18 protein-coding genes and 1 pseudogene are annotated in these 19613 nt (G+C 73.0%); 12 read left to right on the forward strand and 7 right to left on the reverse strand.

Annotation, left to right across the window (positions count from 1 at the left end):
* Positions 1-3 precede the first annotated feature (3 nt).
* From AB0I76_RS02595 to AB0I76_RS02630, 8 genes are all read left to right on the forward strand, one after another.
* The gene (locus AB0I76_RS02595) at positions 4-426 is read left to right on the forward strand and encodes a DUF350 domain-containing protein (protein ID WP_357028885.1); all 423 of its coding nucleotides are present in this window, start codon (positions 4-6) and stop codon (positions 424-426) included.
* Positions 426-1226 carry a hypothetical protein gene (locus tag AB0I76_RS02600; protein ID WP_357028888.1) on the forward strand — a complete coding sequence of 267 codons (801 nt, stop codon included), beginning with the start codon at positions 426-428 and terminating at the stop codon, positions 1224-1226. The genes AB0I76_RS02595 and AB0I76_RS02600 overlap by 1 nt, the downstream gene beginning before the upstream one ends.
* Complete coding sequence (locus tag AB0I76_RS02605) at positions 1223-2788, forward strand: polyamine aminopropyltransferase (RefSeq protein WP_357028891.1); 1566 nt, start codon at positions 1223-1225, stop codon at positions 2786-2788. The genes AB0I76_RS02600 and AB0I76_RS02605 overlap by 4 nt, the downstream gene beginning before the upstream one ends.
* A gap of 83 nt (positions 2789-2871) precedes the next feature.
* On the forward strand, positions 2872-3666 hold the full coding sequence (locus tag AB0I76_RS02610) for a hypothetical protein (protein WP_357028937.1): 795 nt from the start codon (positions 2872-2874) through the stop codon (positions 3664-3666).
* Between the two features lie 72 nt (positions 3667-3738).
* Complete coding sequence (locus tag AB0I76_RS02615; RefSeq protein ID WP_357028894.1) at positions 3739-4398, forward strand: hypothetical protein; 660 nt, start codon at positions 3739-3741, stop codon at positions 4396-4398.
* 9 nt (positions 4399-4407) lie between these two features.
* Positions 4408-5217 carry an SDR family oxidoreductase gene (locus AB0I76_RS02620; RefSeq protein ID WP_357028897.1) on the forward strand — a complete coding sequence of 270 codons (810 nt, stop codon included), beginning with the start codon at positions 4408-4410 and terminating at the stop codon, positions 5215-5217.
* A gap of 167 nt (positions 5218-5384) precedes the next feature.
* Positions 5385-5924 (forward strand): orotate phosphoribosyltransferase, encoded by a 540-nt coding sequence (gene pyrE, locus AB0I76_RS02625; protein ID WP_357028900.1) that lies wholly within the window; start codon positions 5385-5387, stop codon positions 5922-5924.
* 57 nt (positions 5925-5981) lie between these two features.
* A complete protein-coding gene (locus AB0I76_RS02630) occupies positions 5982-6359 on the forward strand; it encodes a metalloregulator ArsR/SmtB family transcription factor (protein WP_357028903.1) in 378 nt (125 codons plus the stop codon).
* 88 nt (positions 6360-6447) lie between these two features.
* Here the strand turns inward: AB0I76_RS02630 and AB0I76_RS02635 are convergent, their stop codons facing one another.
* From AB0I76_RS02635 to AB0I76_RS02650, 4 genes are all read right to left on the reverse strand, one after another.
* Positions 6448-7161 carry a VTT domain-containing protein gene (locus AB0I76_RS02635; RefSeq protein WP_357028906.1) on the reverse strand — a complete coding sequence of 238 codons (714 nt, stop codon included), beginning with the start codon at positions 7159-7161 and terminating at the stop codon, positions 6448-6450.
* A gap of 108 nt (positions 7162-7269) precedes the next feature.
* On the reverse strand, positions 7270-9786 hold the full coding sequence (locus AB0I76_RS02640) for a polynucleotide kinase-phosphatase (RefSeq protein WP_357028909.1): 2517 nt from the start codon (positions 9784-9786) through the stop codon (positions 7270-7272).
* Complete coding sequence (locus tag AB0I76_RS02645) at positions 9783-11228, reverse strand: 3' terminal RNA ribose 2'-O-methyltransferase Hen1 (RefSeq protein ID WP_357028912.1); 1446 nt, start codon at positions 11226-11228, stop codon at positions 9783-9785. The genes AB0I76_RS02640 and AB0I76_RS02645 overlap by 4 nt, the downstream gene beginning before the upstream one ends.
* Positions 11229-11340: 112 nt before the next feature.
* On the reverse strand, positions 11341-12909 hold the full coding sequence (locus AB0I76_RS02650) for an LPXTG cell wall anchor domain-containing protein (protein WP_357028915.1): 1569 nt from the start codon (positions 12907-12909) through the stop codon (positions 11341-11343).
* A gap of 235 nt (positions 12910-13144) precedes the next feature.
* Here AB0I76_RS02650 and AB0I76_RS02655 point away from each other — a divergent pair, with 235 nt between their 5' ends.
* Positions 13145-13630, forward strand: a complete 486-nt coding sequence (locus tag AB0I76_RS02655; RefSeq protein ID WP_357028918.1) for a SigE family RNA polymerase sigma factor — start codon at positions 13145-13147, stop codon at positions 13628-13630.
* A complete protein-coding gene (locus AB0I76_RS02660; protein WP_357028921.1) occupies positions 13627-14682 on the forward strand; it encodes an LCP family protein in 1056 nt (351 codons plus the stop codon). Before AB0I76_RS02655 ends, AB0I76_RS02660 begins: the two co-directional genes overlap by 4 nt.
* A gap of 10 nt (positions 14683-14692) precedes the next feature.
* On the opposite strand, the gene AB0I76_RS02665 is transcribed toward AB0I76_RS02660, so the two are convergent.
* A complete protein-coding gene (locus AB0I76_RS02665; RefSeq protein ID WP_357028925.1) occupies positions 14693-14911 on the reverse strand; it encodes a hypothetical protein in 219 nt (72 codons plus the stop codon).
* Between the two features lie 380 nt (positions 14912-15291).
* Here AB0I76_RS02665 and fbaA point away from each other — a divergent pair, with 380 nt between their 5' ends.
* Positions 15292-16314, forward strand: coding sequence for a class II fructose-bisphosphate aldolase (gene fbaA / locus AB0I76_RS02670; RefSeq protein WP_357028928.1), 1023 nt, complete (start codon positions 15292-15294; stop codon positions 16312-16314).
* 61 nt (positions 16315-16375) lie between these two features.
* Here fbaA and AB0I76_RS02675 read toward each other — a convergent pair whose 3' ends face one another.
* A complete protein-coding gene (locus AB0I76_RS02675; RefSeq protein ID WP_357028931.1) occupies positions 16376-17623 on the reverse strand; it encodes a hypothetical protein in 1248 nt (415 codons plus the stop codon).
* Between the two features lie 262 nt (positions 17624-17885).
* On the opposite strand from AB0I76_RS02675, the gene AB0I76_RS02680 reads away from it, so the two are divergent.
* A complete protein-coding gene (locus tag AB0I76_RS02680) occupies positions 17886-18314 on the forward strand; it encodes a DUF3151 domain-containing protein (protein WP_357028934.1) in 429 nt (142 codons plus the stop codon).
* Between the two features lie 56 nt (positions 18315-18370).
* Here AB0I76_RS02680 and AB0I76_RS02685 read toward each other — a convergent pair.
* Positions 18371-19315 (reverse strand): annotated as a pseudogene (locus tag AB0I76_RS02685) (ParA family protein); the annotation flags it as partial.
* Between the last annotated feature and the right edge of the window lie 298 nt (positions 19316-19613).

The raw sequence follows: 19613 nt of genomic DNA on the forward strand, positions 1-19613 counted from the left end.
CCCTTGCAGACCCTCGTCACCGACCTGCTGGTCACCCTCGCCTACGGGGTGGTCGGCATCGTCCTCATGGGCATCGGCTACGTCCTGGTCGACGTGGCCACGCCCGGCAAGCTCCACGAGCTGATCTGGAACGAGCGCAACCGCAACGCCGCGCTGCTGCTCGCGTCGAACCTGGCCGGCGTCGGCATCATCGTGGTCGCCGCCATCGCCGCCAGTGAGGACGACTTCGTGCTCGGCCTGGTCGGCGCGGCGTCGTACGGGATTCTCGGCCTGGTCATCATGGCCGCCGCGTTCCTGCTGCTCGACGCCGCGACCCCCGGCCGGCTCGGTGAGATCCTGGTCGATTCCGAGCCGCATCCCGCGGTCTGGGTCTCCGCCGTGGTCCATCTCGCCTCCGGCGCGATCATCGCCGCCGCGATCAGCTGATGGCGACCGCGCAGAAGCCCGCGGGGCAGCCGACGAAGAGCAACCGGGCGGCGATGATCTGGATCGTCGTACTGACGGTCCTGTGCTGCGGCGGGGTGGTCGTCTACCCGAGCTGGGGTGCTGTCTTCGGCGACGGCGATTCCGACCGGGTGCCGCCGCCGACCGCGCAGGAGCGCGGCGACACCGTGGCGATCCTGGCGCGCACCAGCGCCAGCCAGGGCGTCTGCTACGGGTGGGAGCTCACGGACTACTTCGACTACGGCGACCCGCTCAGTGTCGGCTCGAACCTCGGCGAGGGGGTGCCGGTCGAGGGCAACCCCGCCTGCCCCCGTTGGGTGCGGGTGAGCGCCCAGATCCTCTACGCGTCCGACAGCAGCGACAGCAACGACAACGCGTACGTGGACGTCGAGGGCTCCGCCGACTTCTCCTCCACCGAGCTGCTGCGTATCGGCGCCGGCCTGGAACGGCTTGGAGTCACCGAGGACGCCTTCATCGACGATCCGGGCTGGGCGGTCACCCGCGCCGCCGTGATGCTGCCGCTGCTCGCCGTCGAGGCAGGCGCGGTCGAGCCGGCCGCCACCCCGGCGGCGGCTGCCGCCAGCCCGCCGCCGCTCGCCGACCCGGGCGAGGACCTGTGGCGGGACCGCTGGGGCTGGCTGGTCGGTGCCGCCGGACTGCTGCTGATCACCGTCCTGTTCGTCACCATCGGCCTGGTGCAGCGCCGCCGGCAGCGCGGCGCGGCGGCCACGGTGCCGGCCCAACGCCGGGAGAGCACGACACGTACGCCGGAGAAGGCGTGACCGTCGACGCGCCGGCACGGTGGCGGCTGGCCCGCGCCGCCGTGCTGGCCGCGGTCTTCGTGTGCGCGGCCTGCGGGCTGGTCTACGAGCTCGCCCTGGTCGCACTCGGCAGCTACCTGATCGGCGACACCGTCGGTCAGGCGTCGATCGTGCTCGGCGTGATGGTCTTCGCGATGGGCGTCGGCGCACTCGCCGCGAAGCCGTTGCAGTCCCGGGCCGCCGCCGCGTTCGCGGCCGTCGAGCTGCTGCTGGCCCTGCTCGGCGGCCTGTCCGTGCTCGGTCTCTACGCCGCCTTCGCCTGGCTGGACCTCTACGGGCCCGCGCTGGTGGCGACGGCGTTCGTGCTCGGCCTGCTCATCGGCGCGGAGATCCCGCTGCTGATGGTGCTGCTGCAACGGATCCGGGAGCAGGCCGCCGGCAGCGCCGTGGCGGACCTGTTCGCCGCCGACTACGTCGGTGCGCTGCTGGGTGGGCTGGCCTTCCCCTTCCTGCTGCTGCCGATCTTCGGTCAGCTCAAGGGCGCACTGGTGGTCGGCGCGGTGAACGCCGCCGCCGGGGTCGTCCTGGTCTTCACGGTCTTCCGGCGCGAGCTGAGCCGACGCGCGCGCGTCGGGCTCACCGCCGGCTCCGTCGCGGTGGCGCTCTGCCTGGGGTACGCGTGGCTGACCGCCCAGGACTTCGAGGTGACCGCGCGGCAGCAGCTCTACCGGGACCCGGTCGTGCACGCCGAACGCAGCCGGTACCAGGAGATCGTGCTGACCCGGTCGGTCGCCGAGCCGGGCCGCGCCGGGACCACCGACCTGCGGTTGTTTCTCAACGGCGACCTCCAGTTCTCCTCGGTCGACGAGTACCGCTACCACGAGGCGCTGGTGCATCCGGCGCTGAACGGGCCGCGCGGCGAGGTGCTGGTGCTCGGCGCCGGCGACGGGCTCGCCGTCCGGGAACTGCTGCGCTACCCCGACGTCCGGCGGATCACCGTGGTGGACCTCGACCCGGCGGTGGTGGCGCTGGCTCGTGCCGAGCCGCAGCTGCGCCGGCTCAACGCCGCGGCCTTCGACGACCCCCGGGTGCGGGTGGTGCACGCCGACGCCTTCGGCTGGCTGCGGACCGCCACGGACCGCTTCGACGCCGTCGTGGCGGACCTGCCGGACCCGGACGAGACGGCCACCGCCAAGCTCTACACCGTCGAGTTCTACGCGCTGGTCGAGGGCGTCCTCGCCGAGGGCGGGCGGCTGGTCGTGCAGGCCGGCTCCCCGTACTTCGCGCCCCGGTCGTACTGGTCGATCGAGGCGTCGCTGCGGGAGGCCGGCTTCGCCGTCACGCCGTACCACGTGGACGTGCCCTCCTTCGGTGACTGGGGCTTCCTGCTCGCCGCCGCCGGTACGACCCCGCCCACCCTGGCGCTGCCGTCCGGCGCGCCCGCGCTGCGCTTCCTCGACGCCGACACGCTGGCCGCAGCCGGTGCGTTCCCCGCCGACCGGCGCCGCGTGGACGTGCCGGCCTCGACGCTGCTGCGGCCCCGGGTGCTGGAGTACGCGCGCGCGGAGTGGCGCGGATACTGACGCCGCCCCGGCGGGTCCGCTCGCCGTGTCCTGCCGTGTTCGCCCGGAGTCGATACGGTGTGGGCGCGATCTAGGGAAGGAGAATCGTGGTCGATCCCCACCACAACGCGCCGGCTCGGGTACGCCCCGCTGTCGTCACGATTTCCAGCTATCTGCTCATCTTCTACGCCGTCCTCTCGGTGCTCAGCCTCATCGTCGCGCTCAGCACCCTGAGCAAGATCCAGGACGTCTACCGGGACGCCTTCGCCGGCACCGACGCGGAGGGCGCGGAGAGCGTCGCCACGATCGCGGGCATCGGCGGCGGCGTCATCAGCCTGCTCTTCGCGGTCGGCCTGGTCGTCCTGGCCCTGCTCAACATGCGGGGCAAGAACGGCGCCCGGATCACCACCTGGGTGGTCGGCGGCATCGCGGTCTGCTGCACCGGCGTGGGCCTGGCCGGCAGCGCGGTCGGCAACTCGCTGGGCGGCCAGAACACGGGCAACGTGCCGAGCCAGGACGAGATCAACCGCCGTCTCGACGAGGCCCTGCCGTCCTGGTACGAGCCGGTCACCACGCTGCTGGCCGTGCTCGGCATCCTCTCCCTGCTGGCGGCGCTGATCCTGCTGGCGCTGCCCAAGGCCAACGAGTTCTTCCGCAAGCCGCAGCAGGCGTGGGAGCCGCCGGTCCCCGGCGCGACCTACCCCGGCTACCCGCAGACCTCGGGCGACCCCGGTTACCCGCAGACGCCCGGTCAGCCGGGCTACCCGCAGGCCCCGGGTTACCCGCCGGCGCCGGGCCAGCCGGGCAGCGGCTCCACGTCGGGCGGCCCCGGGCAGCCGGGTGGCGACGCCCAGCCGGGGTCGGACCGTCCTGGCCCGACCCCGCCGCCGGTGAGTTGACGCTCCGATAACGGCGACGCCGACGGTCCCTCCGAGTAGGTTGCAACCCGACGCCTACCGGAGGGACCCGTCGTGTCGCACCCCGAACAGGCACCGGCCCGCCGACCGGCGGTGGTGACCCTGGCCGTCGCCCTGCTCGTGGTGATGGCACTGGCCGCTCTCGCGTACGCCGTCGCCGGCCTGCTCACCCTCGGCGGCGCCGCCGACGACCTCCGGAGGGCCGCTGCCGGCACCTCCGCCCGCCCCGAGGACACCGACGGGGTGGTCGCGCTGCTGTGGGCGTCCGGTGTGGTCTCGGCGGTGGTGAGCGTGCTGGCGGCGGTGCTGCTCGTCGCCCTGGCCCTGGGGCTGCGTGCCGGCCGTCCGGGCGCCCGGGTGGGGACCTGGGTGGTCTCCGGGCTCGGGCTGCTCCTCGGCTGTTGCGGGCTCGCCGCGCTGGCCGGCCAGCGGGCCGTACCGCTGCGGCTGGGCGAGAGCGAGCGGGGCACCGCCGAGCTGCTCGCCCTCGTCGGAGACGCGTACCCGGGCTGGTGGATCCCGTTGGGCGCGGCACTTTCGGTGGGCCAGGTGCTCGGCTACCTTGTGGTGGCCGCGCTGCTGGCGCTGCCGGCCGCGAACGCGTGGTTCCGCCGGCCTCCGGCGGCGGTGCCCGGCCCGCACCACCCGTACGGTCCCGCGCCGTATCCGTACCCGCCCCCCGGGACGCCCGCGTCCCCGTACCCGCCGAGGTGAGGACCGCCCGTGACGCTCGACCAGCCGACCACCGAGCGACGGGCGTTGATCACCGGGGCGACCGCCGGCATCGGCGCGGCGTTCGCCCGACGGCTTGCCGCCGACGGCTGGCATCTGGTGCTGGTCGCCCGGGACGCCGCCCGGCTGGCCGACATGGCGACCGAGCTGACCGGCCGGCACGGCCACGAGGTGGAGATCCTCCCCGCCGATCTGTCCACCGACGACGGCTGCGCGACGGTGGAGCGGCGGCTGACCGAGGGGTCGCCGGTCGGGCTGCTGGTCAACAACGCGGGCATCAGCCTGAACAAGCCGTTCCTGAGGTCGACGGTCGAGGACGAGGCCCGGCTGCTGCGCCTGAACGTGCACGCGGTGATGCGCCTGACCCTCGCGGCCCTGCGTACGATGACCGAGCGGCGGGACGGGGCAGTGATAAATGTCTCTTCGGTTGCGGGTTTCGGGGCGCTCATGCCCGGATCGACGTACTCCGCCAGCAAGGCGTGGGTCACCAACTTCAGCGAGTCCGTCGGCCAGTCCGCGCGCCCCTTCGGCGTACGGGTGATGGCGCTGTGTCCCGGCTACACGCGCACCGAGTTCCACGCACGGGCCGGCATCAACATGTCGAAGACCCCGGAGTGGATGTGGCTGCGGGCCGAGGACGTGGTCGACGAAGCCCTTCGTGACCTGCGGAAAGGCAAGCTGGTCAGCGTGCCGGCGTGGAAGTACAAGCTCGCCGTCGCAGGGCTTCGGCACGCGCCCCGGCGGCTGCTGGAGGTGGCGTCCCGGGACACCCGGGGGCGGATCGGCCGGGACGAGCGCTGACCCGTCGGCGTGGCGTGCCGCGTCGTTCCCCTGCTCGAATCCGGTTCAACGGCCCGGCCAACGGTCGCTCAGCGTAGCCGTCCATCGCCGCCCATCTCATCGCCCGTAGGGTGATCCGGTCGGGCCCCACACACGGCTCCCAGGGTGGAGCAGTACCCTCTATCGCCATGGGGGCCCACGACGACCTGCGTAAATTCATTAGCGACCTGGCCGTGGTCCATGGACGCGTGGTGCTCTCCTCGGGGCGCGAGGCGGACTGGTACGTCGATCTGCGGCGCGTCACGCTCCATCACCGGGCGGCTCCGTTGGTGGGTCGGGTGATGCGTGACCTGACCGCCGACTGGTCCTACGACGCGGTGGGTGGCCTGACCCTGGGCGCCGACCCGGTGGCCGTCTCGATGCTGCACGCGGCGTCCGGGACGGACCGTCCGCTGGACGCCTTCGTGGTCCGGAAGACGGGCAAGGCGCACGGCCTGCAACGCCGGATCGAGGGCCCGGACGTGGCCGGGCGGCGGGTGCTGGCGGTGGAGGACACCTCCACCACCGGTGGAAGTGTGTTGACCGCGGTCGAGGCGCTTCGTGAGGCCGGGGCCGACGTGGTGGGTGTGGCGGTTATTGTTGATCGAGGCGCCGGCGACGCGGTGCGAGCCGCCGGACTGCCGTATCGGGCGGCCTATACGTTGGCTGACCTCGGCCTTGTGGCGTAAAAGTTTACCGATTCGGATCTGCTGATATGCAGGCGGATCGATGCTCCTGGTGGAAGGATGGAATACGTGGGAACTGCGTTGGCTGATATGACCATGCCTCAGATCTCGCCGCTTGCCGGCGAGCCGATCGAACGTGCCGATGCCGAGCGTCTCGCGGGGGTCCTCAAGGCCCTCGCGGATCCCGCTCGCCTGCGGCTGCTCAGCCTGATCCAGTCGGCCCCCGAGGGCGAGGCGTGCGTCTGTGACCTGACCGCGCCGCTCGGCCTCTCCCAGCCGACGGTCAGCCACCACCTGCGCATCCTCACCGAGGCCGGCTTGCTGGAGCGGGAGAAGCGCGGTGTCTGGGCGTACTACCGGCTGGTGCCGTCGGCGATCGCCACGATCGCCGATCTGCTCACCCCGCCGCGCAAGCGCGCCACCAAGAAGGCGCGCTGACCTTCACCGATCGTCCGGTGCACTCCCCGTGGGGAGAGCACCGGACGGCCGGCCGGGCCGCTGATTCCGCGCCGCCGGTGCCGCGCGGTCAGTGCTTGCCGTAGTGCTCCCGGGTCTCCCGGATCGCCTCCTCGGCGGCGGCCATCTCCTGCGGCGTGGTGCCGCGTCGCGCGGCCATCCACGCCCGGAGCAGCTCGACCGCGATCGGGATGACCGAGATCCCGACGATCGCGATGAGGATGAACTCGATGTTCGCCTTGACGAACGGGATCTGGCCGAGGAAATAGCCGAGCACGGTCACGCCGGTGCCCCAGAGGACGCCGCCGATCACGTTGTAGATGACGAACGTGCGGTAGTTCATCCGGCTGACCCCGGCCACGATCGGCGTGAACGTCCGCACGATCGGCACGAAGCGGGCCAGCACGATGGAGCGCGCCCCGTACTTCTCGAAGAAGTCGTGCGCCTTCAGCACGTTCTCCTGCTTGAACAGACGCGAGTTCGGCCGCCGGAACAGCGCCGGGCCGACCTTGCGGCCGAACGCGTACCCGACCTGGTCTCCCGCGATCGCCGCGATGGTGATGAGCAGGCAGACCAACCACAGCGGGTAGGTGATGTACTTGCCGTCGGCGGTGAGCAGGCCCGCCGTGAAGAGCAGCGAGTCACCCGGCAGGAAGAACCCGATCAGCAGGCCGGACTCGGCGAACACGATCACCAGGATGCCGAGCAGCCCGAAGGTGGAGATCAACACCTCTGGATCGAGCCAGTCCGGCCCCAGGGCCAGCGTGGTGGTGGGCGTCGACACGAGGTGACCTCCGATAGCTGCCGGTCAGGAACGGAACGCCCCGTAGTCTAGGTGCCGCTCGCGGGGCCCCGGTGCTCGACGTCACACCGCCCCCACCCGACCCGCGACCTACAGGCGGGGGTCGACCGGCTCGGACTCGCACGCCAGGATCGCGAAGACCAGCTCGTGCCGGCGCCACAGTGGTGCACCGGCGACCAGCGCGTCCAGGGCCGCCAGCCCCAGGCCGTGCTCGCGCAGCGCCATCCCCCGCTTGCGTCCGAGGGACCGGCGGCGGAGCAGGGCGAGCTGCTCCGGCTCGGTGTAACCCGGCCCGTAGATGATCCGCAGGTACTCCCGTCCCCGGCACTTGATCCCCGGCTGGAGCAGGGAACCGCGCTCGCTCCGGGCGGCCGGCCCGGCGTACGGCTTGACCACCATCCCCTCCCCGCCGGCCGCGGTGAGCGCCAGCCACCACCGGGTGGCCTCCGCCTCGGCAGCCGCTTCGGACAGGTCGACCACCTGTCGCCGGGTCGGCGTGAAGAACTCCGGGGCCGCCACGCACAGCCGGTCGGCCAGGTCGAGGTGCCAGCCGTGGTCCCGGTCGGCGTAGGTTGCCTTCGCGCCGGCCAGCACCGCGAACGGCGCGAGAGTCACCCCGCGCAGCCCCTCGGTCGGCCCCACGTACGCCCGGTACGCCTCCGTGTAGGCGACGATCTCGTCCCGGCGGCGGGCCGTGGAGTTCCGCAGGTCGCCCAGGTCCAGGCCCCGGCCCACGGCGGCGTCCAATGCCGCCAGAGCTGCCGGCAGCGCGGCCCGACCGGCGGCGCCGACGCCCGCGTACTGCTCGCGGATCAGGCCGCCCGCCTTCGCCGACCAGGGCAGCAGCTCGGTGTCGAGCAACAGCCAGTCGGTGTCCAGCTCCTCCCACAGCCCGGCCGCGCCGACCGCCGCCCGTACCCGGTCGAGCAGTGCGGTGTCCAGTGGCTCGCCGAAGAACGGCCGGCCGGTGCGGGTGTGCACGACCCCGCCGCCAAATGGTCCGGCCGGATCGCGGGCGACCAGCACGACGGCGCGGGAGCCCATGTGCTTCTCCTCGCAGACGACCCGGTCCACTCCCGCCGCCCGGTAGTCGGCGAACGCCTGCGCCGGGTGCTCCAGGAAGCCGTCCACCGTCGAGGTGGAGCAGGGCGCCATCGTCGGCGGCAGCCACACCAGCCGCGCCGGATCGACGGCGAATCGGCTCATCACCTCCAGCGCCGCGGCGGCGTTCTCCGCCGGCACGGTCAGTGACCCGTACGGGTGCTCGACGTGCCGCCGGCCGGTCACGTCGGCGAGCTCCAGCACCTCGTCGGGGCGGGCCGGCGCGGCGGCCAGCGGACGCGCCGGCGCGTACCACTCACGCTCGGCGGGCACCGACACCAGCTCCCGCTCCGGGTACCGCAGCGCGGTGAGCCGGCCACCGAAGACGCAGCCGGTGTCGACGCAGATGGTGTTGTTGACCCACTCCGGCTCCGGCGTGGGCGTGTGCCCGTAGACCACCATCGCCGAACCCCGGTACTCCCGCGCCCACGGGTAGCGCACCGGCAGCCCGTACTCGTCGGTCTCGCCGGTGGTCTCCCCGTACAGCGCGAACGAGCGGACCCGGCCGGACGCGCGGCCCTGGTACGCCTCCTTCAGCCCGGCGTGCGCGACCACGAGCCGACCGCCGTCCAACACGAAGTGGCTGGTCAGGCCGTCGACGAACGTCGCCACCTCGGCGACGAAGCCGTCCGGCTCGTCGGCCAGCTGGGCCATCGTCTCGGCCAGGCCGTGGGTGAGCCGCACGTCCCGGCCGCGCAGCTTGCGCAGCAGCTTCTGCTCGTGGTTGCCGGGCACGCAGAGCGCGTGCCCGGCCGCGACCATGCCCATCACCAGGCGCAGCACGCCGGGGGAGTCCGGGCCGCGGTCCACCAGGTCGCCGACGAACACGGCGGTACGCCCCGACGGGTGCGTCGCGTCGACCGGCCGGCCCTCCGCGTCGCGGCGCAGCTCCCAGCCGAGACGGATCAGCAGCGCCTCCAACTCGGCGCGGCAGCCGTGCACGTCACCGACGATGTCGAACGGCCCGGTCAGCTCCTTCCGGTCGTTGAACAGCTTCTCGTAGCGGATCTCCGCGGCGTCGATCTCGTCGACCCCGCGCAGCACGTGCACCTTCCGGAAACCCTCCCGGGCCAGCTGCCCGTACGTCCGGCGCAGGTCGCGCTGCATCCGGGCCAGCACCGGACGGCCGAACGTGCGGTCGGCGCGCCCCTCGGTCCGCTCCCACGCCAGCGCCTCCGGCACGTCGAGCACGATCGCGACCGGCAGCACGTCGTGCTCCCGGGCCACCCGCACCAGCCCGGCCCGGGCGTGCGGCTGGAGGTTCGTCGCGTCCACGACGGTCAGCCGCCCGGCGCGCAGGCGCTTGCCGGCCACGTAGTGCAGCACGTCGAACGCCTCGGCGGAGGCGGACTGGTCGTTCTCGTCGTCGGCCACCATCGCGCGGAAGGCGTCGGAGGACAGCACCTGGGTCGGCGCGAAGTGCCGGCCGGCGAACGTGGACTTCCCGGAGCCGGAGACGCCGACCAGCGCCACCAGGGCCAGCTCGGGGATGTCGAGGGTGGTCATCGGCTCTCTTCCGTCCGGGTCAGCACGGCCAGCTGGGTCGGTGCGCCGACCTCGGGGTCGTCGTCGCCGACCCCACGGATCACGGCCGTGTAGCCGTACGTCGTGGTGACGCGGGCGACCCAGTCGGCGAACTCGGCGCGGGTCCACTCGAAGCGGTGGTCCGCGTGGCGGAACCGCCCGGCGGGCAGCCCCTCGTAGCGCACGTTGTACTCCACGTTCGGCGTGGTCACCACGACCGTCGCCGGCCGGGCGTGACCGAGGACGGCGTCCTCCAGGGCGGGCAGGCGAGGCGGGTCGACGTGCTCGACGACCTCCATCAGCACCGCCGCGTCGTAGCCACGCAGCCGGTCGTCCCGGTAGGTCAGCGCGGACTGCCACAGCCGGATCCGGTCCCGCTGCCGCTCCGGCAGCCGGTCCAGGCGCAGCCGTCGCGCCGCCAGCGTCAGCGCGTGGGTGGACACGTCCGTCCCCACGATCTCGGTGAACCGGCGGTCGCCGGCCAGCGCGGTGAGCAGCGCACCGCCACCGCAGCCCAGGTCCAGCACCCGGCTCGCCCCGGCCTCCACCAGTGCGGCGAGCACCGCCTCCCGGCGGCGTACGGCGAGCGACGGCACCCGGACCGCGTCCGGTCCCGTCGTGTCGTCCACCACGTCCGGCTCGGCCGCGGCCGGCTCGTCGGCCAGCCGCTGCTCCGCCAGGCGGGCCAGCGCCTGCCCGGCGAGCGCCCGCCGGTGCGCCAGGTAGCGGCGGCTGATCAGGCCCCGCTCCGGGTGGTCGGCCAGCCAGCCCGCACCGGCCCGGAGCAGCTTGTCCACCTCGTCCGGCGCCACCCAGTAGTGCTTGGCGTCGTCCAGCACCGGCAGCAGCACGTACAGGTGGTTGAGGGCCTCGGCGACGCGGACGGTACCGGTCAGCGTCAGGTCGACGTACCGGCTGTCGCCCCACTCCGGGTGCCGCTCGTCGAGCGGGAGCGGGGTGGCGACCACCGTCCAGCCGAGGGGCGTGAACAGCCGGACCGCGACGTCCGCACCGCCCCGGCACCGCAGCACCGGTACGCGCACCTCCAGCGGGATCGGCGTGGCGGCCAGCTCCGGACGGTCCCGGGACTCCCCGCGCAACGCCGACCGGTACACCTTGGACAGCGCCGAGGAGAGCAGGCTGGACGCCGCGTACGGCCGGTCGTTGACGTACCGCCCGAGGGTGAAGTTCTCCGGAGCCGTCGCCGGCTGCCGGCCGCGGCCCCGGCCCCGCGCGGCGGCCAGCCGCAGCGGGTCCACGTCCAGCAGCAGGGCGGCGGTGCAGCGCTGCTCGTCCGCCTCGGGGTAGAACACGTGCGCGGTGCCGACCGGCACGTCGAAGGAGTGCGCCCGGTCGGGGTGCTTGACCAGCAGGTGACCGAGGTCGGTCGCCGGTCGGTGTGTGGTGGTGAGGGTGAGCAGCACGCCGCCCATGGTCCCAGCGCTTCGGATCTTGTGTCGTCCCGTTTTCGCCTCAGGACAGGGCGATGCCCCGCCGACCGGAGGGGTCGGCGGGGCATCCGGTGGTGCGGGTGGATCAGGCCACGAAGCGGGTCCGGCGGCGGCGGGCCACCACGAAGCCGGCGCCACCGGCGGCGAGGAGGACGGCACCGAGGCCGGCGACCAGGGCGCTGTTGGCGCCGGTGATGGGCAGCGAACCGCCGCCACCCTGACCACCGTCGCCGTTGCCGGTCGCGTTGACCAGGATCTTGGCGATGTCGTTGGCCGGCTTCAGGTCCTGGTAGAAGCCGCCGTCGCACTGGCACGGCACGTTGATCTTCACGGTGCCGGCCGAGTTGGCGATGACCTCGTCGATCCGGAAGCCGAACTCGAAGGTCTCCTGCTCACCGGCCTTCAGGAAGGAGGTGGTGTAGCAGCGGTACTGGCGGCCACCCGGCTCGCCCGGCTCGCCCCACTCCTCACCCTTGACGGGGAAGCAGGACTCCGGAACCGCGATCGCGCTCGTGCCCTTGGGCACGTCCACCGTCATGTGGGTGACCGACGAACCGCTGCGGGTGGCGTCCAGGGTGGCCGGACCGTTGTTGCGGAAGCCGATCGTCGCGTCGACCTCGGCACCCTTGCCGCCGGCCAGCTTGGCGCCGAACGCCTCCAGGTCGGTGCTGTTCTTGCCGGTGACCTTGACCTCGAGGTGCGAGTGGTTGTTCGCCGGCTGCGTGTCGGCCTGGGACCCCTGGGCGCTGATCCGGGCGCTGGCGGCGCTGGCGGCCAGGTTCAGCTCGTCGCCGGTGCCCGGCGTGCCGATCGTGATGTCGAGCGTGCCCAGGTACGCCTCGAAGTCCTCGAACTCGGCCGGGGTCATCCAGATGATCTCGCCCCACTCGGTGCCGGGCGCGAAGGTGTCCTTGCCCAGGGCGTACGCGAGCGTCGCGGCGCCGCCGGTACCCGGGGCGAGGGCCTCGTCGAAGCGGCACGTGCGCAGCTCGTCGCCGACGTAGGTGCAGTTGCTGTGCTTCTTGGTCGCCCGGATGCCGTGGTCGTTGTAGAAGACGACCGCGGCGCCCTTGGCGGTCGTCTCACCGACGTTCCGCACGGCCAGAGGCGCGGTGAACGTGGCACCGGGGGCGGCGGAGCGGACGGTCTCCGGGCCGGCGGCCAGGTCGACGCCCTCGCCGACGCGGACCCGCGACTCGTAGCTGACCGGGTCGAAGCCCTTGGCGCTGGCGCTGACCTTCAGCGCGCCCTCGTCACCGTCCACAGCGTCCGCCGTCGGTGCGATGACCACCTGGAAGAGGCCGTTCAGGCCCCACTCGTCCTCGATGCCCGCCTCGAACGGCAGGGTGCAGAGCAGGACGTTCTCCTCCGGGGTGGTGCACTCGGAGAAGTCCTCCTCCTTGACCGTCACCTTGCCGGCGAGCGCGGTGAAGTCGTACCGGATGGTCAGGTCCTGCAGGACGACCGGGCCGGAGCTGTACACGGTGGGGTACTCGACCTTGCCCGTCGTGTCGGCCGCGATGGTCACGTCAGGGAGGTAGACGGCGAGTTCGACGTCGTTTTCCTCGGCGGCGGCGGGACCGGCGGAGGCGGCGACGAGCGCGCCTGCGACGCCGAGCCCGGCGAGCCAACGCCGGGTGGAGTGCGTGAGCATGTGGGGGGTTCCTCCGGTAGGGGGACGCCAGGGATGGCCAGCGGATCTTAAGGAAGACCAAAGGTTCCGCGCCGCCCCGCGCCGCCCCGCCGAGGGAAAGACCAGCCGAAAGGTTGACCTGCGGCGACACGGCATGACCGTGCGGTCGCGCTCGGTCAGGACTTCGATGTCGATCAGGAGTGCAACGATCCGGACGCCCGTACCCGTCATCGGTGGCAGGAGCCCAGGAGGTGCGGTGACGTACGAGGAGTTCGCCGACGCGCGGTTGGCCGCGTTGCTGCGGTACGCGGTCATGCTGACCGGCGATCCACACCAGGCGCAGGACCTGGTGCAGGAGACCATGGTGCGCGTCCAGCTCAACTGGCGGCGGGTGGCCCGGGCCGACTCGCCCGAGCGGTACGTCCGCCGCATGTTGACGAACCAGTTCGTCGACTGGCGGCGCGGCTCGTGGGTGCGGCGGGTGCTGCTGCGCGGTGAGCCGGACGAGGCCGTCGCGGCGCCGGCCGACCACGCCCAGCACACGGTGGACCGGGACCAGGTGTGGTCCTGGCTGGCCGGGTTGCCTCGCCGGCAACGCGCCACCCTGGTGCTGCGCTACTACGAGGACCTGCCGGACGCGGAGATCGCCGAGATCCTCGGCTGCGCCGTCGGCACCGTCCGCTCCTGCATCTCCCGCGCCCTGACCACGTTGCGCACCGAGTACGCGGAGGCCCGCCCATGACCGAGGACGACCTGCGTGCCGCCTTCGCGCGGCACGAGCCCCTGACCCCGCCGACCGGCCCCGTGCGTGCGGCGATCGACCGCCTGGCGGCCCGTCGCCGCCGTCGGCGCCAGCGGCTGCGGGTCGGCGCGGCGGCGGTCGCGCTGGTCGGTGTGCTGGGTGTCGGCGCACCGCAGTTCCGGCCCGGCCAGACCGCGGTCGACGACGGCACCACCCTGATGGCCGACCCGAGTGGTGCACCGGTCGGTACGCTGAACGTGCTGCTGGTCGGTGTGGACTCCGCGTCCGGCTCCCGGCCGCCACTGGCCGACTCGGTGCTTCTCCTGCACGTGCCGGCCGACCGCAGCCGCCCGTACCTGATCTCGCTGCCCCGCGACCTGGCGGTGCCGATCCCGGGACACGGCACCGACAAGCTCAACGCCGCCTTCGTATTCGGCGCCGGCGACGGCCGGCCCGACCTGGCGAAGGGGTACGACCTGACCCGCCGGACCGTCGCCGACCTGACCGGCGTACGGATCGACGCCGGCGTGGTCCTGACCTACCCGGTGCTGCGGAAGCTGACCGACGCGGTGAACGGCGTGGAGGTCTGCCTGCCGGAACGGGTGCGGTCGATCCACACCCGACGGATCTTCCCCGCCGGCTGCCACCGGCTGGACGGCGCGGAGTCGGTGGACCTGCTGCGGCAGCGTCGCGGGATGCCCGACGGCGCCCTGGACCGGGACCGCAACGCCCACCGGTACGCGGCCGGGCTGGTCCGGCGGGCGGGTGAGCAGGGTGTGCTGACCGATCCGGTCCGGATGTCCCGCCTCCTCGGACTGGTCGGGCCGGAGCTGACCGTGTCGTGGTCCGGGAGCGCCAGCCTGCCGGACCTGCTGCGGGTGGTGCCCGCCCTGGAGTCGACCGAGCCGGTCGGGCTCGACCTCCCGGCCGGAGGGAACGGCCGTTACCTCACCCTCGATCCGGCGGCCACGCCGTTCCTCGCGGCACTGCGCGAGGACCGGCTGGCCGGCTGGGTCGCGGCCAACCCCGCGCGGGTCACCCGCCTGCGCTGAGTCGGCCGCGTCAGCGGTAGTCGTCCTCGTCGGCGGCGACCACCCGGGCCTGTTCCATCGCGTCCCAGTCGCCGACCTCCAGGCCGCGGTGCGGTTCGGCGTCGGCGTCGGCGTCGCCGGGGTCGATGGAGGCGGCCTGCTCGACCGCGTCGGCCGGCTCCGCCTCCATGTCGCGCTCCTCGGGGCTGAGGTGGTGGCTGGGAGCGAAGTCCTCGTCGGGCTGACCCATCGGTCCCTCCCGTGATCTCGGCGGACGGTTCCCACCCACCGTACGGTCTGCGCTCCCGCAGCGCTGGTCGACCCCGCACGACCGCGCGGCGGCCGAGTCGACCGAATCGCCCCTCCGGGTGCCGTCCCCGGTGCCAGGATGGGGCGGTGAGCCGCCCTGTGGGGCGCCATCGTGATGACCGTCGCGACCTGGCTGATCAGCGTCGTCGCACCGGACAGTCCGGAGCGTCGGTGCGGCCGACCGGTGGACGCCCGCCGGGGTGGTTGTGCCCGGCGCCACCTTCTACGGGATACTGCCGGCGGTGGACAGCGCGGTCCGGCGCACCCATGGACAACAGCGGCCGGTGACGGCCGAGAGCGGCAAGTAAGGAGCACTCGACTATGCCCATCGCATCCCCCGAGGCCTACGCGGAGATGCTGGACCGCGCCAAGGCCGGCCGGTACGCGTACCCCGCGATCAACGTGACGTCCTCGCAGACCCTCAACGCCGCGCTGAAGGGCTTCGCCGACGCGGAGAGCGACGGCATCATCCAGGTCTCCACCGGTGGTGCCGAGTACCTGTCCGGCCCCTCGGTGAAGGACATGGTCACCGGCGCGGTGGCGTTCGCCGCGTACGCGCACGAGGTGGCCAAGAAGTACCCGGTCAACATCGCGCTGCACACCGACCACTGCCCGAAGGACAAGCTGGACAAGTTCGTCCGGCCGCTCCTGCAGATCTCCAAGGAGCGGGTGGCCGCCGGCCAGGAGCCGCTGTTCCAGTCGCACATGTGGGACGGCTCGGCCGTACCGGTGGCGGAGAACCTGCAGATCGCGGCCGAGCTGCTCGACCGTGCCGCCGAGGCCAAGATCGTCCTTGAGATCGAGGTCGGCGTCGTCGGTGGCGAGGAGGACGGCGTCGAGAACGCCATCAACGACAAGCTCTACACCACCGTCGAGGACGGTCTGGCCATGGTCGAGGCCCTCGGCCTGGGCGAGAAGGGCCGCTACATGGCGGCGCTGACCTTCGGCAACGTGCACGGCGTCTACAAGCCGGGCAACGTCAAGCTGCGCCCGGAGATCCTCAACCAGATCCAGGAGGCGGTGGGCGCCAAGTACGGCAAGGACAAGCCGCTGAGCCTGGTCTTCCACGGCGGCTCCGGCTCGCTGCTGTCGGAGATCCGCGAGGCGCTGGACTACGGCGTGGTGAAGATGAACATCGACACTGACACCCAGTACACCTTCACCCGGCCGGTGGCGGACCACATGTTCCGCAACTACGACGGCGTGCTGAAGGTCGACGGCGAGGTCGGCAACAAGAAGATGTACGACCCCCGCGTCTGGGGCAAGGCCGCCGAGGCCGGCATGGCCGCGCGGGTCGCCGAGGCCTGCGAGCACCTGCGCTCCACCGGCACCACCATGAAGTGACGACCGCCTGACGGTCCGACGGCCGGCTCCCCGCACGGGGGGCCGGCCGTCGCGGTTCCTCTCACACCCCGGTCAGGACGCGGACGGCTTCCCGGACGTCGTCGGTGAGGTGCACGGTCGAGGAGAGGTCGCCGAACGGCGACGCGGCCAGCAGCGGGCGCAGCAGCGACTCCACCGGCAACTCCCGGGTCCAGTACGCGCGGTCCAGGAAGACGTACGCCCCGCTGGCGCCGTCGGTGCCGTAGTACGTCTTCGTGGCCGCCTGGAACACCTCCTGCACCGTGCCGGCCCGGCCGGGGGCGAAGACGATCCCGCCCCGGGCCAGCCGCAGGATGGTGTCCTCGCGGATGGCGTTCGAGAAGTACTTGGCGATCCGGCCGGCGAAGAGGTTCGCCGGCTCGTGCCCGTACAACCAGGTGGGGATGGCCAACCCGCCGGCGCGCGCCCAGTCCCGCCCGCCGGTGGCGAGGGCGGCCGAGTCGGCGTGCTGCCGGGACGCCGGGTCGCCGCCGTTGGGCGGCGGCGTCACCGGGCGGCCGTAGACCTCCCGTACCCGCAGCGCCGCCGCGGTGTAACGGTCGTGGTCGGTGAAGTCCGGTGCCTCGGCGAGCAGGTCGATCGCGGCGGTCAGGTCCGCGGCCGGCCGCAGCGACAGGTACGCGCCGAGGTTCGCCGCCTCCATCACCCCCGGCCCGCCACCGGTCACCACCAGCCGGTCGGCCCGGGCCAGTTCCCAGCCCAGCACGGCGGCCATCCGGTACGGCGCGCTGCCCCGCGGCACCGCGTGCCCGCCCATGATGCCCACCACCGACTGCGGACCGTGGGTGGCCAGCCAGGTGCGGGTGGCGTCGGCGAGGGCGTTGTCCACGCCGTGGTCGTGCAGCCGTTGACCGAGCGCCTCGCGGACGTCCGGCAGCGCCCCGCCGTGCGCCCGGAAGTGCTCGTAGACCCGGGTGTCGTACATGCCGGCGAAGCCCCCACCGGCGAACCCGTCGGCGAGGTCCTCGGGCGTGTACAGGTGGGACGGCTGGGTCGGGTACGGCAGCCCGGAGAAGGGCGGCACCACGTTCGCGCCGCGCCGCACCAGGTCGGCCCCCACGTCCCGGGAGGCGAACCGGCAGCCGACGAAGAGCGTCCCGGTGACCGTGACGCCGGTGAGGTCGGGCGGGTCGAGGTCGAGCCGGAGGCCCTGCACGGTCAGCCCGGCAAGGTCGCCGGTGGCGAGGCGCCGGTCGAAGTCGGCGCGCGTCTCGACCTCGTCCGTGCAGACGTGCGGCTCGATGACGTCGATGGGTGGCGGGCTGGGCACGCGGTCATCCTGCCCGGCCGGGTCAACCCGCCAAACCTGCCCCCGCCCGGCCCGTGGAACCCGGAGACAGACAGGAGCCCGGCGACCGAGGCCGCCGGGCTCCTGCTTGACCGGGTCCTGGGGAGGCTCCGGACCCATAGTTGTAATGGAAATCACGTGGCGGCGGCATGGGCCGCAGGCGTGACCAGTTCCTCAGCCTTTCAGCCAAGCGACTCCGCCAACCCCCTCGCGTGTCGCACCGCGAAGCGGGTTGAATGGGACGATGCAGAACCTGTTGCCGGAGCCACCGGCCACCCTCCTACCCGCGCACGACGAGGCGGACGCCGCCCTGGCTGCCGCCGAGGAGAGCGGCAGCGACGAGGCGTTCGCCGAGGTGGCGGCCCACCATCCGACCTACAGCGCCGGCTGGGCCGCGCTGGCGGCCCGGGCGTTCGCCGCGGGCCAGGTCGTTCCGGCCTACGCGTACGCCCGCACCGGCTACCACCGGGGCCTGGACCAGCTGCGTCGCAGCGGCTGGAAGGGGCACGGCCCGGTGCCGTGGTCGCACGAGCCGAACCGCGGCTTCCTGCGCTGCCTCTACGTGCTGTCCCGGGCCGCCGACGAGATCGGCGAGGCGGACGAGGCGGCCCGCTGCGCCCAGTTCCTCCGCGACTGCGACCCGGCGGCGGCCGACGCCCTGGCCAGCAACTGACCCCGTCGTGACGGCCGGTCCGGCAGATCCGGGCCGGCCGTCACGCCGTCACCGCCTCACAGTCCCTCGGCCACCGCGGCGGCGATCTTCAGCCAGGCGTCCCGGGTGGCCGACGAGAGCGCCCCGTAGCGAATCGGCTCGCCGCTGTCGATGAGCCTCTCGTACGGCGCCAGCAGCACCGCCCGGGTCCGCGCCGCGAAGTGCTCCTGGATCGCGGGAAGGTCGATCTCCTTGCGCGACGGCGGCATGGAGACCACGGTGACCGCCTGCCGGACCAGCCGCTGCCGGCCGCTCTGCTCCAGGTGGTCGAGCATCCGGGCGGCCGTCTCGGCCGAGTCGTTCCGGGCCGACATGGTCACCAGCAACTGGTCGGTGGCGTCCATCGCGGCCTGCCAGTTCTGCGCCCGGACGTTGTTGCCGGTGTCCACGAAGATCAGCTTGTAGAAGCGGCTGACCACCTCGCGGATCTCCGCGAACGCGGCGGCGGTGAGCATCTCGCCACCGGTCGCCGACTCGTCGGAGGCGAGGACGTCGAACATCCCCTCGCCCTGGGAGCGGACGTACTGCGACAGGTCGCCGACGCGCCCGTGCGCGCCGTGGAACTGGCCGAGGTCGCGCAGCATGTCCCGCACCGTGCGGGAGTGGAAGTCCTGCTGGGCGCGCATGCCGAGGGTGCCCTGGGTCTCGTTGTTGTCCCAGGCGAGCACGTAACCGCCGCGCTTCTGGCCGAACGTCATGGCCAGCAGCAGGATCGCCACGGTCTTGCCGGCGCCACCCTTCGGGTTGACCACGGTCACCTGCCGCAGCCCGCCGAAGTTGCGGCGCACCATCTCGATGTCCCGCCGGAGTTCCTGCTCGTGCCGGCCCGGTGCCAGACGCAGCAGCCCGGTCTTGTTCACCATGGCGCGTACGCCCATGGTGGCGACCGGGTCGGCGGGCCGGACCTGGCGGCGGCGCGCGAAGTCCTCGGCGGTGGGCGGCGCGCCGACCTCCGGGCTCCAGGCCGGTTCCGGGTACGGGGGCTGCACGGGCGGCGCGCCCTCCATCGGCGGGTAGGGCGGCGGGACCGGGCCGGACTGCGGGACGGCCCCCTGCTGCCACGGCGGCGGGTACCAGGCGGGCTGCGGCGGGAAGGGGCCCGGCGGTGCCGGGACGGGCGGCGTCTCCGCCACCGGCTCGTACTGCTGTGGCGCGACCTGCGGCGGCGGGGGGATCTATGGATCACCCCGGCACTCTGCATGTCGTCAGCCCGGATGTCGGGCTGAGTGCTGCGCTTGCCCAGCAACAGGCCGAGCTTGC

The sequence above is a fragment of the Micromonospora sp. NPDC049799 genome, from assembly GCF_040656655.1.
Lineage (GTDB): Bacteria > Actinomycetota > Actinomycetes > Mycobacteriales > Micromonosporaceae > Micromonospora.

Excerpts from the sequence above, each read along its gene's own strand:
- AB0I76_RS02600 (WP_357028888.1), top strand. The coding sequence starts at position 426 with ATGGCGACCGCGCAGAAGCCCGCGGGGCAGCCGACGAAGAGCAACCGG.
- pyrE (WP_357028900.1), top strand. The coding sequence starts at position 5,385 with ATGGGGGCCCACGACGACCTGCGTAAATTCATTAGCGACCTGGCCGTG.
- AB0I76_RS02630 (WP_357028903.1), top strand. The coding sequence starts at position 5,982 with ATGGAATACGTGGGAACTGCGTTGGCTGATATGACCATGCCTCAGATC.
- AB0I76_RS02640 (WP_357028909.1), bottom strand. The coding sequence starts at position 9,786 with ATGACCACCCTCGACATCCCCGAGCTGGCCCTGGTGGCGCTGGTCGGC.
- AB0I76_RS02650 (WP_357028915.1), bottom strand. The coding sequence starts at position 12,909 with ATGCTCACGCACTCCACCCGGCGTTGGCTCGCCGGGCTCGGCGTCGCA.
- AB0I76_RS02660 (WP_357028921.1), top strand. The coding sequence starts at position 13,627 with ATGACCGAGGACGACCTGCGTGCCGCCTTCGCGCGGCACGAGCCCCTG.
- AB0I76_RS02665 (WP_357028925.1), bottom strand. The coding sequence starts at position 14,911 with ATGGGTCAGCCCGACGAGGACTTCGCTCCCAGCCACCACCTCAGCCCC.
- fbaA (WP_357028928.1), top strand. The coding sequence starts at position 15,292 with ATGCCCATCGCATCCCCCGAGGCCTACGCGGAGATGCTGGACCGCGCC.
- AB0I76_RS02680 (WP_357028934.1), top strand. The coding sequence starts at position 17,886 with ATGCAGAACCTGTTGCCGGAGCCACCGGCCACCCTCCTACCCGCGCAC.